Source organism: Spirosoma gilvum (assembly GCF_054776815.1).
In genome coordinates this window covers 14,155-30,337 of the sequence record NZ_BAAHBH010000004.1, presented here as the reverse complement: position 1 = coordinate 30,337, position 16,183 = coordinate 14,155, and the positions used below count along the sequence as shown (strand labels likewise).

General features: G+C 49.5%; 17 protein-coding genes. 7 read left to right on the top strand and 10 right to left on the bottom strand.

What is annotated here, in order from left to right; genetic code table 11:
- The first annotated feature begins 33 nt into the window (after positions 1-33).
- Positions 34-1,113, top strand: coding sequence for a fatty acid desaturase family protein (locus ACYVFD_RS11545; RefSeq protein ID WP_461090183.1), 1,080 nt, complete (start codon positions 34-36; stop codon positions 1,111-1,113).
- Positions 1,114-1,185: 72 nt separating this feature from the next.
- On the opposite strand, the gene ACYVFD_RS11540 is transcribed toward ACYVFD_RS11545, so the two are convergent.
- Positions 1,186-2,073 carry a DNA/RNA non-specific endonuclease gene (locus ACYVFD_RS11540; RefSeq protein WP_461090182.1) on the bottom strand — a complete coding sequence of 296 codons (888 nt, stop codon included), beginning with the start codon at positions 2,071-2,073 and terminating at the stop codon, positions 1,186-1,188.
- Positions 2,074-2,183: 110 nt separating this feature from the next.
- Here ACYVFD_RS11540 and ACYVFD_RS11535 point away from each other — a divergent pair, with 110 nt between their 5' ends.
- Positions 2,184-4,358, top strand: a complete 2,175-nt coding sequence (locus ACYVFD_RS11535; protein WP_461090181.1) for a tetratricopeptide repeat protein — start codon at positions 2,184-2,186, stop codon at positions 4,356-4,358.
- A 67-nt stretch (positions 4,359-4,425) separates the two neighbouring features.
- On the opposite strand, the gene ACYVFD_RS11530 is transcribed toward ACYVFD_RS11535, so the two are convergent.
- From ACYVFD_RS11530 to hemC, 3 genes are all read right to left on the bottom strand, one after another.
- The gene (locus ACYVFD_RS11530) at positions 4,426-5,643 is read right to left on the bottom strand and encodes an ABC transporter permease (RefSeq protein ID WP_461090180.1); all 1,218 of its coding nucleotides are present in this window, start codon (positions 5,641-5,643) and stop codon (positions 4,426-4,428) included.
- Between the two features lie 95 nt (positions 5,644-5,738).
- A complete protein-coding gene (locus ACYVFD_RS11525) occupies positions 5,739-6,176 on the bottom strand; it encodes a GNAT family N-acetyltransferase (RefSeq protein ID WP_461090179.1) in 438 nt (145 codons plus the stop codon).
- Positions 6,173-7,099: a hydroxymethylbilane synthase gene (gene hemC / locus ACYVFD_RS11520; protein ID WP_461090178.1), complete on the bottom strand. Its 927-nt coding sequence runs from the start codon at positions 7,097-7,099 to the stop codon at positions 6,173-6,175. Before hemC ends, ACYVFD_RS11525 begins: the two co-directional genes overlap by 4 nt.
- 278 nt (positions 7,100-7,377) lie before the next feature.
- On the opposite strand from hemC, the gene ACYVFD_RS11515 reads away from it, so the two are divergent.
- The gene (locus ACYVFD_RS11515; RefSeq protein ID WP_020597639.1) at positions 7,378-7,782 is read left to right on the top strand and encodes an Hsp20/alpha crystallin family protein; all 405 of its coding nucleotides are present in this window, start codon (positions 7,378-7,380) and stop codon (positions 7,780-7,782) included.
- 152 nt (positions 7,783-7,934) lie between these two features.
- On the opposite strand, the gene ACYVFD_RS11510 is transcribed toward ACYVFD_RS11515, so the two are convergent.
- Complete coding sequence (locus ACYVFD_RS11510; RefSeq protein ID WP_461090176.1) at positions 7,935-8,180, bottom strand: FixH family protein; 246 nt, start codon at positions 8,178-8,180, stop codon at positions 7,935-7,937.
- Positions 8,181-8,348: 168 nt separating this feature from the next.
- Between ACYVFD_RS11510 and ACYVFD_RS11505 the strand changes: the two genes are divergently transcribed.
- The 4 genes from ACYVFD_RS11505 to ACYVFD_RS11490 all read left to right on the top strand — a co-directional run bounded on the left by ACYVFD_RS11505 (position 8,349) and on the right by ACYVFD_RS11490 (position 11,535).
- Positions 8,349-9,479, top strand: a complete 1,131-nt coding sequence (locus tag ACYVFD_RS11505) for a L,D-transpeptidase family protein (RefSeq protein ID WP_461090175.1) — start codon at positions 8,349-8,351, stop codon at positions 9,477-9,479.
- A gap of 76 nt (positions 9,480-9,555) precedes the next feature.
- Positions 9,556-9,813, top strand: coding sequence for an RNA-binding protein (locus tag ACYVFD_RS11500; RefSeq protein WP_461090174.1), 258 nt, complete (start codon positions 9,556-9,558; stop codon positions 9,811-9,813).
- Positions 9,814-9,862: 49 nt separating this feature from the next.
- Positions 9,863-10,855, top strand: coding sequence for a 2-hydroxyacid dehydrogenase (locus ACYVFD_RS11495; RefSeq protein WP_461090173.1), 993 nt, complete (start codon positions 9,863-9,865; stop codon positions 10,853-10,855).
- Between the two features lie 47 nt (positions 10,856-10,902).
- The gene (locus ACYVFD_RS11490) at positions 10,903-11,535 is read left to right on the top strand and encodes a DUF6544 family protein (protein ID WP_461090172.1); all 633 of its coding nucleotides are present in this window, start codon (positions 10,903-10,905) and stop codon (positions 11,533-11,535) included.
- Here ACYVFD_RS11490 and ACYVFD_RS11485 read toward each other — a convergent pair.
- From ACYVFD_RS11485 to ACYVFD_RS11465, 5 genes are read right to left on the bottom strand one after another with little or no spacing between them, the layout of a single operon-like run.
- Positions 11,434-12,288 (bottom strand): hypothetical protein, encoded by an 855-nt coding sequence (locus ACYVFD_RS11485; RefSeq protein WP_461090171.1) that lies wholly within the window; start codon positions 12,286-12,288, stop codon positions 11,434-11,436. The genes ACYVFD_RS11490 and ACYVFD_RS11485 overlap by 102 nt on opposite strands.
- 2 nt (positions 12,289-12,290) lie before the next feature.
- Entirely contained in the window at positions 12,291-13,058 is a 768-nt protein-coding gene (locus tag ACYVFD_RS11480; RefSeq protein ID WP_461090170.1) for an ABC transporter permease subunit, read from the bottom strand.
- 60 nt (positions 13,059-13,118) lie between these two features.
- Positions 13,119-13,910: an ABC transporter ATP-binding protein gene (locus tag ACYVFD_RS11475; protein WP_461090169.1), complete on the bottom strand. Its 792-nt coding sequence runs from the start codon at positions 13,908-13,910 to the stop codon at positions 13,119-13,121.
- Positions 13,907-15,154, bottom strand: a complete 1,248-nt coding sequence (locus ACYVFD_RS11470) for a nitrous oxide reductase family maturation protein NosD (RefSeq protein ID WP_461090168.1) — start codon at positions 15,152-15,154, stop codon at positions 13,907-13,909. Before ACYVFD_RS11470 ends, ACYVFD_RS11475 begins: the two co-directional genes overlap by 4 nt.
- Entirely contained in the window at positions 15,151-16,179 is a 1,029-nt protein-coding gene (locus tag ACYVFD_RS11465; RefSeq protein ID WP_461090167.1) for a nitrous oxide reductase accessory protein NosL, read from the bottom strand. Before ACYVFD_RS11465 ends, ACYVFD_RS11470 begins: the two co-directional genes overlap by 4 nt.
- Positions 16,180-16,183 lie beyond the last annotated feature (4 nt).

The window sequence follows — 16,183 nt, the reverse complement described above, 5'->3', positions numbered from 1 at the left end:
TTTTCTTTAGTCTTAACCACCGTAAAAGCTACTATGAAGCTTCTAGGCGCAATCAAGGACCCTACGTTTACAGAAAAAAACTATACTCAGGTTGATCGTTTTTTCCTTCAGTTTATCAAAGACGAACGCGATTTACCCTTTATTTACCTTACCCTTCGCATCACCTTTATTCTTATTCCGTTAAGTATTCTGCTGTTTATGCCTTTTGTCACGGGCTGGGTCTGGTGGACAGTGGCGGCTACACATTTTTATGTAAGTAATTTTGTGTTTAAAGGGCCATTTGGGCTGATGCTGCATTGTACGAGCCACCGCCAGTTTTTTAAGAATGAATACGGCTGGATGAATAATTATCTGCCGTGGATTATTGCCCCATTTTTTGGACATACCCCCGAAACCTACTATAGCCATCATATCGGCATGCATCATCCTGAGAACAATCTGGAGGATGATGACAGCAGTACCATGACATTTCAACGAGACAGCTTCCGGAGTTTTCTGGCTTATTTTGGCCGTTTCTTTGTTATAGGCGTGCGTAATCTGCTGGCGTACCTCCGACGGAAAAACCGTTCGAAACTGGCTACCCGTGCGCTCACCGGTGAAATCATTTTTGGTGTTATAGCCTGTATTTTACTTTATGTGAATTGGGCGGCTACTGTGCTGGTATTCCTATTGCCATTGGTGGTGTATCGGCTTATAGCCATGATGGGTAACTGGACGCAGCATGCATTTGTCGATAGCGAAGAGCCAGGCAATGCCTATAAAAACAGCATTACCTGCATCAATGTGAAATACAATAAAAAGTGCTGGAATGACGGCTACCACATTAGTCACCATGTGCGGCCAGGCATGCACTGGACTGAGCATCCTACATTCTTTCTGAAAACAATCGATAAGTACGCTAAGAATCAGGCCATTATTTTTGATGGCCTGGATTTCCTGCAAATATTTTTCCTGCTGATGCGTGGTCGGTATGATGTACTGGTGAAAAATATGGTGAACGCGAATGGTGCATTTGCCAATGAGGAAGAAGCACTGGCTGTGTTGCGTCGGCGTACGCAGCGAATTACGGCTACTAGTCCCGTTTTGGAAGCCTCACAAGTTGCGGTTGCCTAGCTTTAGTCTACATCAAAAGTCCCTGAGAATTAAACGATTTCTCAGGGACTTTTAGCTTACTGTAGTTCTGCTCTAATTAGTCCCGCCATCAATTCGTGCTTCAATAATTTGTTGAATATCGGTGGGAACGTTTGAAATAAAGTCATAGCCTGTCAACGTTTCCAGCGCGTCGATACTGGTAATATACGCTCGCCAGGGTTTATCGGCTGCCGATTGGTCGTTGGGAATATTGACCGCAATAATGCGCGTGTTCTCGGTTAATTGAAAGGTATTATCGGAGCCCGCAGGAACAACAATCAGGATTTTCCAGAGCGTGGCTGGTACGGTTATTTTTCCGTTAGCAATCGAGGTTGCATACCCATTCTGACCCGTACCACCTGTGCCGCTTACACCAGCAATAATATAGACATCGTTACCGTTGCTCATCAGTTGTCGTTCGTAATCTTCTAAATTTTTCCAGACCTCACGGTTATGTCGCGGGGCTTGTGGCACGATGTTGGTTAGGAGAAACGTAGCCGCATTGTCTTCAGGGGTTGCATCGCGGTCGTCGGAAGGGCAAAGGTGGCCCCGGTCGAAACCGGTATTGGTATAATCGGTAGATCGGACAGCATACCAGCCTGCTGGCAGCGTAGGATCGGGTCGGAAATCGTTGGTCCGCTTACTATCGCCTTTTGAGGCAGATGTCAGCCGCCAGCTTACCCAGTTGGCAATGCCACGGCTACGATTGTACGAAAGGGTGTATTGCGGCTTTGCCAGCAAGTAATTGTCGGGATCGGTGCTGCTGGCAGCGCTGGGATTGCCCAGTGCAAGGTTATCGGCCCGGCTAAGCGTAGTTACCTTTGTACTCGTTCCGGGCAAGGTCGGGCGTACCGTCACGCAACCACTAACCAGGATGCTTACGCCAATAGCGAAAGCAAATGTTTTTAATTGATAATGTATCTGAATTGATTTTGCTAACATTCTTACGGAACTTTACAATCAATCCATAAATGTAGTAATTCTCTACTTAGTCTATTGCCAATTCAACCCAGAGAATTAATACGGCCAAAATAAGATGAGTACCTGCTATCATGGCTAAAAAGAAGCAATCCCCTGCCTACGAGAATACTCGCCCGGCAACACCCAAGCCTGCTCAAACCACCGCAACCACCTCGAACCGACCAAGTGCATCCCGTGCAAACGAGACTCCACAACGTCCGGTAACCCGTCCAACGGTTTCTAAAGCTACGACCGCAGAGCCGTCGTCTGATTTGCCAATTGAGAAACGGCCGGTTGTCTGGTGGCCGGTAGCTGCTCTGGCACTGTTAGCCTTTGCGCTATATATAAACACGTTCGGGCATCAATATGCACTCGACGATATTGCCGCTGTTGGGCAGAATTTATTCGTTAAAAAAGGGCTGGCTGGTATTCCTGATCTACTGCGTACGGAGTTTTGGCATTTCAGCAACATCTCGCTGGGGTATTATCGACCGCTGTCGCTGATCACTTTTGCGATGGAGCAGGAGTATTTCAAAGATAATCCAAATATCAGCCACATGATCAACGCCGGGTTGTATGCCCTGACCGGCCTGGCCATTGGGGCATTGCTTCAGAAATGGTTGCCGGGTCAAACGATCATCGCCTTCCTGATTGGGCTGGTGTTTATTGCGCATCCCATGCATACCGAGATTGTCGCCAATATCAAAGGACGTGACGAAATTCTGAGCTTCCTGTTTATCTCCCTGATGCTGTTGTCCTATTGGAAGCACCTGGAATCAGATTCACCGTTCTGGTACAAAGGGCCTGTAGTCGACTGGGCTTTTGGCGGGCTATTCGGGTTGTTTGCCATTGTCGGTGGCTGGGTAATCGGTAGTAGTTTGACAGGGAGTACATTTGGCGGTATTGTTGGCGTTCTGATCATGGGTTCGCTATCGGCAAGTTGGGTAGGATTGGCGTGTGTATCGCTGTATTTTGCCTTCCTGTCTAAAGAGTCGTCCATCGTGAGTCTGGCGCTGATCCCGGCTATGCAGTATTGGTTTGCCCGTCGAAATGTGTGGCAGTCGCTCATTAGCCTATGGCCGTTCCTGATTGTAGCCGCTTTGTTTTTCTTCCAGAAACAGAAGATGATCGGTACTTTAAGCGGTACTCCCCCGGTCGACTGGGCTAACTACCCGTATAAGATTTTACAGACTGAGAAATCAACGACCTTTAAGTTTTTGATGTATTACATCCGGTTGTTGGTCCTACCACACCCGCTGGTCTATGATTACTCCTACAATGTGATTCCATCGGGTAGTAAGGGTGATCTACTCACCTGGGCTGGCTTCCTATCCTTGCTTGGCTTGATCTGGTTAGGCTGGAAAGGGTTTATGAAGCGTACGCTCTGGGGCTTTGGGATTTTCTGGTTCTTTGTGACGATGGCTCCGGGACTGGGCTTTATCTGGATGCGCGGTGGTATCTTCGCCGAACGTTTCGCCTATGCCGCCGTGATGGGTTTTGCCTTTATCCTGATCTGGGCTTTGCAGAAGCTAATTGTTCGGGACAAATCAGAATCAGCAGATGCATCCACAGCCAAGCCGATGTTGGTTCGGTACGCACCGTTGCTGGGGCTAATGGCCGTTGTGGCTGGCTTGTACTCGTTCAAAACCGTTGAGCGTAACCGCGACTGGGAAAACAATTTTATTCTGTTTAATTCGGCCCTTCCTTATGCGCCCAATAGCTGTCAGGTGCAGCGACACGTAGCGAATGAGTGGATCGAAAAAGGGCTGAAAGACCGGGCTAAGGCCGATTCGATTGCCAATGCAACCAACGCCATCAAGCCAAAGCCGACCCCCGAACAGATCAAGAAGGCGCAGGCATTGATCGATACCAACATTGCTCATGCCAACAAACACGGTCGTTGGGCACTCGATCACCTGCAGGAGTCAACCCGGATCTATCCGAACTTTGGAGAATCCTATTTCTCGATGGCTTACGTGTTCCAGAAAATTACGCCGAACGTCGACTCTGCCAAGTATTATTACAAACAAACCATTCGGGCAGCCAACGCCTATGCACCGGCTTACAACAACCTGGGTGTAATTTATCAGGGCGAAGGGCAGACGCAGAACAACCGTCAGAAACTGGAACTGGCATCGTACTACTACAACCGATCCATGATTGTGAACCCCGCTTATGTGGATGGACAAAACAACCGGGCTAACTTGATGAAAGCCTACGGGATCGATGTGAAGGTGCTACCTGATTCGATTATTAATAAGTATTAGGATAATGGATAATGGATAATAGATAATAGAGTCATTGTACATTGTCCATTATCCATTATCCATTTTTTTATTCCTCCGCCAGCGTGCGGGAGATGTTCATCTGGTAAACGCCCAGGGCAGGAAGGGCAGCGGCTAAGATGCCAATAAGCAGCGCAATACCAAGTAGCGCCCATTCTTCGGGCAGGATGCCAAACGCGGCCAGATTATAGTGATACTCATCCGAAACGGTTCCGGAGAATAACCATAACCCAACTCGGCTCAGGACAATACCAAGTACAAAGCCAATCAAGGCCAGCACGATGCCTTCCAGCAGGAGCATCCCAAACAACTGGGCCCTTGTGGCTCCCATCGACAGCATAAGCGCCATTTCGTAGCGCCGTTCTTTCAATGAATTGTAAAGCGATACGAACACGCTAATCCCAGAAATCAGCATAATGGCAATAGCTAATCCGCGTAAGGTTTCAACGCCAATGCCAAGTAGTGAAAAAAGCCGGTTGATTTCGATGTTCGGCAAGGCTGCCTGAAGTTTGGAGTTGCTGTTGATGCCTCGGGCCAGCATCATACCCATCGGATTGCGGAACTTGATGAGCATACTGGTGATTTCGCGTGGCTCTTCCTCATGTTCTTCGCCGGTTTCGTGAGCTTCACCGGCTTCATGGTGCTCGTCGTGGTGCCCATGAATGGTCCATATGCTCGATACGGGCGTCAGAATGAGTTGGTCAGTGACCGTATTGGTTGGGTTTAGAATGCCGACAACCTTGTATTTGGAATCTCCGTGTTCTTCGCCATCTTTATCCAAACCATGTGAACTGGCAAACGTATCGCCAATTTTTAAGCCCGTTACCTCGGCTACACGAGGGCCGATAACCACTTCGAGATCATTCTGAAATAACTTCCCCTGACCAACGGTAGCGTCAAAATGATCGAGGTATTTTTTGTTCGTTCCCACTATGCGGAACGATCGATAATTGTCGCCCATAGCTAGTGGGATGGCCGTTTTGATCATCGGATTGCGCGAGAGCCGTTCGGCTTCATCGAGTGGGATATTGCCAACGGGCGAGTCGATCTGATAGATGCTGGACAGAATCAGTTGTAAAGGACTTCCTTTGGCTCCCAACACCATATCGATGCCCCGAATATTTTTCCGAAACTGGTCATCCAACTGTTTGTTAAGCAGCAACAGCAGCGAGATAATTGTAATGCCAAACGTCATCAACAGACCGCTTAGAAAGCTGCTCAGGGGTTTGTCCCGCAGATTACTCCAACTAATTCGGAAAAGATTCATTCTGAAGTAATTTAATGGATAGTGAACAATGGATAATGTAAAATGAACAACTGCCAGGCTAATTATGCATTATTCATTCTGCATTATTCATTAACCTAAAGGTCCAGTTTGAAATGATGGCTGACGATGTTAAACCGTTTGTTCAGATACAGCCGATGGGCGTCGTACCGGGCGGGATTTTGTCCCGAATCGAGCGATACACACTGACAACCGTTCTGGCGAGCCTGATCAACGATAAAGTCTACCAGCGCACTAGCGTAACCTTTGCCACGGGCTTCGGGCAAGGTAGACAGGTCGTCGATATAGAGGGTTTTGCCGCTATACAACAAATTCAAATACCGATAGCCCGTCACAGCCGGAACCGGCTCTTCCGGATTGCCTGTATCGACGTAAGCCAGTACAAAATCATCTGTTTGCTGTTGGGAGCGAATCCGCTCGAAAGCATCGGCTGGGGTTAGGTGCGAACGCAGGGCGAGCATAGCGGGTATACACCGCTCAATTTCGGCGTCGGTAGTCGCAATTTTAATGGTCATAGTTGTTGGCGGATTTGCTGTAATACTTCGTCGCCCCCTCGTTCCAGAATGGCTTCGGCCAGCGAATGACCTACTACGGCTGCTTCGGCTGGAGCACCAGTAAAGGTTTCGCGGAGCAGTCGGCTACCATCCAGGCTGACAAGCCCACCCGTAAGGCTAATGGTTTGCTCCGTTGTCCAGTGGGCCAGCGCAAACGAGGGTATGCTACAGCCACCTTCCAGCCGGGCCAGAAACGCACGCTCGGCGCGAAGGCACGCTGCTGTCGGCGCATGATTGACGATCCATGCAATAGCTTCGCTTATCGATGGGTCCAGCGTGGTGGCGGCTTCAATGGCAATAGTTCCCTGCCCTACAGCGGGTATAAATTCGGTAATAGGCAGGTATTCGGCAATCAAATCATCGTAACCCATACGGTGCGCACCGGCGTAAGCCAGCAGCAGCGCATCACATTGGCCTTCGTCGAGCTTACGGATACGCGTTTGCAGGTTTCCCCGCATCTCAACCGTAGTCAGGTGTGGGCAATAGTGTTTGAGCAGCGCTACCCGGCGCGTCGATGAGGTGCCGATACGGAAAGATTGTCCACTGCTGAGCGAAAGTGAGCTATCCCGACTGACAAGCACGTCGTTGGCCTGTTCGCGTTCGGTAAAGGCAATGATGGTCAGGTCGGCCGGTAGGCTAGATGGTAAATCTTTGGCACTGTGGACGGCAATATCGATACTGCCATCACGAAGCTGGTCTTCCAGTTCCTGCGTGAATACACCTTTGCTGCCAATCTTGGCCAGCGATCGGTCGAGTACCAGATCACCTTTAGTTTCTATATATACCAGTTCAGACGTTAATCCGCCCTGTTTAAGTAACGTCTGAATATGCTCGGCCTGCCAAACGGCTAAGCGGCTACTTCGGGTTCCAATTCGAATATGCATGATTCACAAAGATACAGCATGAACGAGAGCTTTCCGTCAATCAGGAGCGTGTATTGTGGTGTGGCTGACTTTCCACAGAAAGCCCAAAAATCGCAACAGTCTGTAGAAGCGTATGTATAGAGAAAAAATTGGCATATATGCCTTCAGTCGTGTCAAAAAGGCATTATTCGGCAAGATTTCCATGATTTTGTCTGTCATACTGGCCGAAAAAAGCTAAATAAACCTTTAGGCACGAGGTTTGTCTATAATACAGTAATTGAACAGTAAACAACACCACTATGAAAGCGATAGAAAACGTGTTTCAGGGAACAGGCGGGCAGATCGACTTGCTGAATACCCTTTATGGTGGATCTAGTCAGACCACTATGAACGTAGAGCGGGAAGATGAACGCTTAATTATCACCCTATCGGCACCTGGTGTCAAAGCCAACTCGTTTAATGTGCTGGTTGAGGGCAGTAAACTCGTTCTCTATACCTTACTAGTTGGCACAAGCGAACATCAGGAAGATGGTATCAGCCAACGATTGGCGGTACCAATGTTCCTTCGGGTGCTGGACATTCCGTCCTTTGTCGACGCTGATCATATCGAAGCTATTCATGAGCAGGGTCGGGTTATGGTCATGCTGCCTTTTAAAGATGAAGAGCAGATGCACCGCCGGATCGATATTAAGAACTTGTTTTAAACACCCCTCCGAACTTTCTTCCGGAGCCCAGAGATGGTTCTGTTGCCTATAGATGAGTTCAGCCGCTTCTACGGAAGCGGCTTTTGCTTTTTATATGCTTATGAGAATGAGAGACAACACCTGACTATTGTTGATAATATCTGACCTACGTATCAGACGATGCTAATTTCCCGTTCATCGTGGTACTGCCGCCGTCCATCTGACCATTCCAGATAAACTCGCCAAAGCCCCTTCGCAAGCTTCTCTGTTGATACCACATACCGGGATTTGCTGGTTGGCCGAACCGGTATATGGATATCTTCCTGAGCACCGTTTCGTTTGCTAAACGTTAAGTCGCATCGTAAAAACGACATTGGCAACACAAATGCCAGAATTTGGGAGGCAGGTTCGAACGTCATTGGCTAGAAAGAGTAGATGTCAAGATTATTAAATTCAAAAATAGGCTAATTTTTCGGCACTGTCCATGATATACGTCAGGAAATATATTGACTGGTTTCAATGTGTATACTGATCATTATCAGTTGGATATAAACTGATCGTGTGCAGTTTTGGGCTGTCATTACTACATGCTCCATATGCTGTACCGCCTGATTACCATATTAGTAAGCCTGCCTCTACTGACCTTTGCCCAGCAACCCGACGACTGGGCGAGATTACAGCAGTACGCTAGCGAAATTGGTGTAGAGCAGCCCTGTGCAGCGCCCGATACCACCTGCCTTCGGGCTTATTTTACCCACATCGTTTATGGTAAACCCCATGCAAGATTGGGCTACCAGGCGTTGAAGGAGCAAATTGATACGACCCGCATCAATCGGCTTACGAATCAATTTCTGGCTGGAGCCAACTGGTGCCCACTACTGGATTCGCTGGAGTCGCATGATCCTACTTATCGACAGCTAAAAGCTTACTGCATACGTTGCCTTGTCGATGATTATATGGCGGATTCACTGACAATTGAGCAGGTCAAATCTACGCTTAATTTTTACCGATGGCTTAATCGATTTCCAGCCGACAAACGCGTGGTAGTCAACATTCCGTCGGCTACGCTGCGGGTGATTAATCGGGATGGAACTACGCTGTTGGCCAGCCGGGTGATTGTTGGGAAAGCCAGTACACCAACCCCTCTGTTCAATGCGCAGATCACGGGCATCGTCACCTATCCCTACTGGAACGTGCCGCGCTCCATTGCGGTGAACGAATTGTTACCGAAAATCTGGAAAAATCCGGCTGGGATACTGGCCGAAATGAACCTGCAAATCATCGACAGCAAAGGGGCCATTGTTTCGCCTGAATCCATAAACTGGTCGGCATTCACGGTCAGAACGTTTCCGTATCGGCTGCGGCAATCGACTGGTTGCGATAATGCGCTGGGCGTGATGAAGTTCAACGTCAGCGATCCCTACGATATTTATCTGCACGACACCAATCAGCGTTCCCTGTTTGCCAATGAACGGCGAACGCTGAGCCACGGATGTATTCGGGTCGAAAAACCGGTCGAGCTGGCTAATCTGGCGCTGGGCAAACCACGCTTCGATTCCACTTTTCTGACAACCTGTTCCAAAAAGGCTACACCCAGGACAGTAGCCATTCCGCAACCAATTCCGGTAATCGTTACCTATAATTTGCTGGACATTGACGAGCAGGGGGCTATTGTGGTATATAAAGACGTATATGGCTGGTGGAAGCTGGACTCATAGGTGGCTGCATCACACTCGCTAATGCGCTGTTTTGTCAACAAGATTTTTATGTCGAACTAGTTAAATCAAGAATGCTATGCAATGGATTACAAAAGGAGCCGCTGTCATTACGTTAAGTACATTTCTGTTAGCCTGCTCTCCGAATGGGGCAAAAAATGAAACAGTAGAGAAAGCGTTTGCGAAAAAATTTGGTCAGGTGGACTCTGTAAAATGGAATCATAATTCAGATTATTCGTACGCCCATTTTGTGCAGGATGGAAAATCGGTAGTAGCCGTTTTTGGTAACGATGGCCAGTATATCGAAACGGATTTGGCTAAACCACTACCTGAATGAGGGCGTAAGCCACCTTTGTGAATCTTGGACCAACTAATTGCTTACTGCGATGAACATTGCTTTTTTCAGTGCCCTGCCCTTTGAGCAAACCTGGTTTGAGCGATACGCTGGCCATCATCAACTTACCTACATCACCAAGCCGCTCAATCTCCAAACAGCAGAATTGGCCAAAGGTCATCGGGCTGTGTGCGCGTTTGTGAACGACGACCTAAGCCGACCTGTGCTGCGACTGTTGAAACAAAACGGCATTTCTATCGTCGGTATGCGGTCGGTAGGATTGGACAATGTCGATCAGGAAGCTATAGCGGAGTTGAACATGACGCTCCTGCAAATGCCCGGTCATTCGCCGTATTCGGTAGCCGAACAGACCGTTACGCTGCTACTGGGGTTGATTCGTCACCTGCCCGAAGCCCATAATCGAGTTCAGGCAGGTGATTTTTCGATTGATGGCCTGGTGGGTAACGACCTGCATGGGAAAACCGTAGGCATAGTGGGTACCGGACGTATCGGAAAAGTAGTTGCCCGGATCATGCTGGCGTTTGGGTGCAACGTGCTGGCCTGCGACATCCGACCCGATCAAAAATTAATGGAAGCGGGCGTTCGGTATGTATTGTTGCCAAACGTATTGCAGCAGGCCGATATCATATCCCTGCATTGCCCACTTACCCCGCAGACCTATCAGCTTGTTAATGGGCAATCGCTAAGCCTGCTGAAACCGGACGCTATATTGGTAAATACGGCTCGTGGTCGGCTGGTCGATACCGAAGCGGTTCTAATCGCATTGGATGGCGGGCGACTGGCGGGCTACGCGGCTGATGTGTACGAAAACGAGCAGGCCTGGTTTCATTACGATTATTCTGGCCAACCGATTACGGATGAGCTGTTGAACCGACTGCGTACTAACCCGAAAGTACTCTTGACAGCGCACCAGGCATTCCTCACCCAGGAAGCCCTTCAGCAAACGGCTCGCAACCTGCTCAATCAGTTTAGCTTTTACGACAACCAGCAAACACGTCTGGTTACCAAAGCGTCGATGTGTTAAGGCCTGGTTTCATAAGTCATTCAAAGGACTTTTCAACTCTTCTCACCGTGGCACGTATCTTTTTTTCGTCCCTGCTCCTGATTCATGGACTCATTCATCTGCTCGGCTTTGCCAGTCAATGGCAGTTAGCAGTCATTCGTCAAATGACGGGTAAAACAGTTATTCCGGTTTCGGCTGATCTGTCGAAAGTGTTGGGTTTGTGCTGGTTGCTAGCCTGTATTGGTCTTGTTGCAGCCGCTATTGGGTACTGGTTGCAGACGAATTGGTGGATCGGGCTTGCCCTGGGGAGCGTTGTTCTCTCACAGGCGCTCATCATTGTGTACTGGCCTGATGCTAAAGCCGGAACAATAGCCAATCTGGTAATTTTGGTGGTTCTAGGGTTTGCCTATGCCAATCTGCGATTTGAGCGACAGGCCAATCAGGATGCTCAGCAACTTTTGAAACAGGCCGAGTCAGATTCAACCCTGATTACGACGGATATGCTGGCCGATTTACCCACGCCGGTAAAGCAGTGGTTAGAAAAGGCGGGCATAGTGGGTAAAGAGAAAATCCATACCGTTCGGCTTCGTCAGGAAGGACTAATGCGGACACGCCCGGATGGGAAATGGATGCCTGCCGAGGCTGAGCAATATTTTACCGTCGATCAGCCGGGATTTGTCTGGAAAGCCGAATCCGATTAGCAACTGCGCACCGCTATAGCGAGCCTGTCCGGGTTTACGTACCGACTTTGCGGCCATATCAAAACGATATAGCCAGAAGGCCAGCATGATCATACCTGCACCCATCCATTGTTGACCATTGCCGTGAAAGGGTTGTGCTATACCTGTCAGAAATATACTGACAGCTAGCCATAACAGACCTCGGCGCCAGAGCCTTACGGGTAAAAATCGACTGAGTTCCAGTCGTTCGGCTACAATCGTTAGCAATAGGAAGGCTATCCACCAGGGAACGGCAAGCGGATAAAATCCGGTTTTCAGCAAGAGTAAATTACCAATAGCAAGACACATGCTGCCACCCACCAGCAAATAATAATAACTGTGCCGATGCCGCAATAAAAACAGATAGGTCATTCCGACCATTCCCAGCGAACCAATGAATAATAAGCCTTGCGCTACTGTCGGATATCCTGCTACAAACGCCGGTAAGCTTAGCCCATTCAGCAAGGGAGCCAACAACGCCCAGCGTTGCGGAAACACGACGGCACGTTCGAGCAGAATCAGCGTACCCAGAAACGAGCCGACTATCAACGCGCCATGCTGACCAGCACTCTCGGTCATCGGAATCGACCAGCCAAGCCGAAGCAAACCCGTCACCAGCCCCAGCAGTAGCGATAGCCCGGCTAAGGGTAGGATATACCCAATTGTGCGATTGAGTGATTGTGCCATTGAGTGAACGGTCATCTGGTTAGTAGTGGTCTGTTGTATGGGCTTCATGGCTATAAATCTTTTCGGGCAAATACCCGTACCATTCCCCAGATAGGTAGCACAATCCATACCGCCATCACCGATAGTGCGTATACAGAACCCATCAGGCTACCGAAAAACTCCTGATACAATGCCCCGGTATAGCCCATCAGCGCCGATATGTCCATTTGCAGCATGATAAAAATCCGGGCCAGATCGACCGGGTTCAGGGTAGTCAACACCAGCATCGCCTTTTCGAGCGGATAATCACTGAACGTGAACAGGATCGTTAACACCAGCCCGTCGTAGAGCAGGGCGAAGTAAAACCAGATGAGTAAGGCCAGCCCAATGCCTTTGGCTTTGTCGCGGGTCCAGACCGAAGCCAGAAAGGCCAGGGCGACAAAAATCAGGGTGAGCAGAATACCCGCAGCTAGTAAAGCAGCTCCCGTTGGACCGGCTGCAAAAAACAGTACTGGACCGCCTACTCCGACCAGAAAAGCCGTTACCAGCGACGAAGCAACGCCCGCAAACTCGCTCAGCAACAGCTTGCTCCGGTGAATCGGCTGGGCCAGCATCAACTCGATAAATTCGTAGGAATTGTAAAAATGAATAGTCGTGAAAATCAGGCTGAGCAGCGGCACTACCATCAGCACGATGTTCAGCAGGCTCATCAGTCCCTTGCTGGGATTATCTTCCAGTCCAAACAGCGTTGCGGAAACCACCAGTAAAAACAGGGTGTAGGCAATCACAATGCGGTTCTGAAGAATGTCGAGCCAGACGTATTTGATGATCTTGTTCATGGCGAAAGAGAGAAAGAGTGAATGAGTGATTGAGAGAATGAGCGGGTTTACTTGTGTAAATCAGGCACTTGTATTGTAATTAACCACATCACTCAATCGCTCTTTCACTCCGGTTCGGCGTTCCGATTCGCTCTTTCGTTCTTTCATGACGGCGGCCACGGCCCGGCTCAGTTTCTGCTCGCCGGTAACGTCTTTAAGCCAGTCGACGCTGTTGAAGAATTGCAATCGTCCATCTTGTAAATACATGATTTCTGTGGTTAGCTCTTCCAGGTCGCTGAGGATGTGCGACGTAATCAGAATCAGCTTGCCGTTTTCTTTTTCACGGCGAATTTTATCTTTCAGAATTTCAGTGGCCAGTGGATCGAGTCCTGCTGTGGGTTCGTCCAGAATAAGCACCCCAGGGTTGAACATAAACGCCATACAGGCGCTCACTTTCTGTCGGGTGCCCCCCGATAGCGACCGCATGGGTTTATCCATATGCCTGTTCAGGGCAAAGGCATCGATCAGTTCTTCATCCAGTGGTATGTTGGCGACTTGTGGGGCGGTTGCCCGAAGCTCTTTCAGCATAGTAAATACCTGCCGGATGGTCATGTTGTCGGGGTAGCGGCCGATCTGAGGCATATAGCCAATGTGTTGCCGGTACTGCCAGCCGCCCAGAATCGATTGACCATGAAACCAAATATCCCCCGAATCGGGCACAACCAACCCCAGTATCGACTTGATCAGGGTGGTTTTCCCGGCTCCGTTCGGCCCAATCAACGACACGGCCTGGCCTGCCTGTAACTGCACCGACAGGGGATATAACACGGTTTGTCGTCCGTACGACTTCGTGAGATTGGAAATTGTAATCATGGTATTTTTAGTAAGGGTTTCGTGTCGACCAGCGCTTCAGGCGTCAGACTCGGGATCATCTTCTCAGCCTGATCGAGCAGGCTCACCATAAAACTGCGGAGCAATACAATACCGTGGGGCATTTGTTCCAGAATCACCGAGTACAGACTCACAGGATGGTAAGGCACATCGCCGGTACCGTCGTGGTTCAGGTCGTAGCCGTTGTACTTGTCCCAATAGTTCTGATCGAAGGTATTGAGCACAGTATTGCCGTTGGTGGCTACATCAAACGTGTTGGACAGAAAGGTGTTGTAACTAAAGGTATTATCGGCGCAACTGGCCTGAATTCGCATTCCCCAGCCGTTTTCGGTGAGCCGGTTATGCTGGCAGCTAATGCGGCTGGTGCCTTCCATCAGAATGCCCGTCGTGTTCTTTCGAAACGTGTTCTGCTCAATTCGGCTATCCGAAATGTCTTTTAACAGCAACCCATAAGCGGCACTGCCCCAGTTCTCTTCGAATGTATTCTGGCGCATGGTTACCTGTCGGGTGTACATGACCGCGACCCCAGCGCCATTCTGACGGAACGTGTTATGGAAGTAACTATCCTCATGCGAAAACATGAAGTGCAGGCCATACCGGATGTTATGGGTGCTAAGGTTCTGCTGAATGGTTGAATGCGTCACGAATTCGAAATAGATGCCATCCCGGTGGCCGCTGATCTGGTTCGATTCGATGCGTAAGTGGTCGCATTTCCAGGCATGAATACCGTTGCCAGTTGTCTGTTCAACCCGTGGCGTCCCAACAATCGTATTCTTGGTCACCAGGCAATTGCTGGCATTAGAAAGATATACGCCAAAATAAGCGTTGCGAATGCGATTGCCGATGAGCCGAACCTGCTGGGCCGAAAAAATCCCAATGGCCGCCCAGTCGACCGTACTGGTGCGCCCCACATTGCGAAGGTCGAGTCCGCTGATGGTTACATTACTGGCCGTCACCGAAATAAGCTCTCCTTTGTACTGACCATCTACCACCGGAAACCCCACTCCAAACACATACAGTGGTTTATCGACCAGTAGTCCGTGTTCGCGGTAGAGGCCGGGCCCTAGGCGAATGGTATCACCGGCTGCCGCAGCCACCAGTGCCTGACGGATCGTCTGAATGCGTTCCTGTTTTCCGACGCGGATGGTTCGGGCCGAAACCAGCCAGGGCAACAGGAGCGCAGGCAGCAGAAGAAGTCCGAAGATGGTCAGTCTGGGCTTGTTCATTCGTGTAGGTGGCTTAAGATCTGCTGCCAGTTCCGGGCAGTGGCTTTGTTCCACTCAGAACGATCGTCTGTTGGGGTAAAAGCGGCAGTGTTGCCTATCATCGGACTATGGATGGCGTCGCTCTGGACGAACACGGCCGTTCGGGCATCGATCAATGTTCCAGGTTTTGCGTACGCATTGACCAGCACCAGCGCGAGTTCATTGTCGGCCAGTTTGTTTTCCGCCAGATAATGAGCCAGACAGGCCACATCGTCGAACTTATAGGCTTTTCCTTTAGCGGTGACAAACTCAGCCGCAAACTTTTGATCGACAATCGTCATTTTGCAGTGATGGCACGCATCCTGACCATAGCGAATAGGGTCCGGTTCGATAGAGCAACCCTGCATTAGTACACCAAACAATAATAAGGCAACTGTTATAGGACTACCACCTACTTTCCGTTTCGGGTTAGTTGTCGACGGTTGTTTGCTAAAAAGCCACTCACTAGCCGTGGCGATCGCCACCAATATACCGGCTACGATAAAAATCCAACCGCCCAGATCGGGTATCGAGTAGGCCCCAAAATTGAGCAGAGCTTTGTAGCCCAATAAAGGCGGTTGATACGCCATGCCCGGTACCTGAATCGGCGCTTTGGGGTCCAGGTTATGTCCGTATTCGTAACCCCACTGCCAGAAATCGTATAGGGCAGCCACACCGGCCAACACAAACATACCGAAGTTGGCCAGCAGCATGTTTCGACTTTTCAGCAGGGCCGTTAAAACCCCGAACGCGATGAAAAAAGCCACCAGATACGGCATATAGCCAAATTCAGGAAACATCTCGGCTTTGATATGAGCCATACCGATGTAGTGATTCAGTCCATTGATCACCTCCACATCGCCCGACAGTTTGGAAAGCCAGATTTTCATGACCAGCCCCTCGGGATATTGCGGAGCCCAGAGGTCAATGCGCCAGAGAGGCAAAAAATACGTTCCGATCAACGACAGAGCCGCCAGCAGAACAGCCACACGTGAGTACGTTTTCATACGA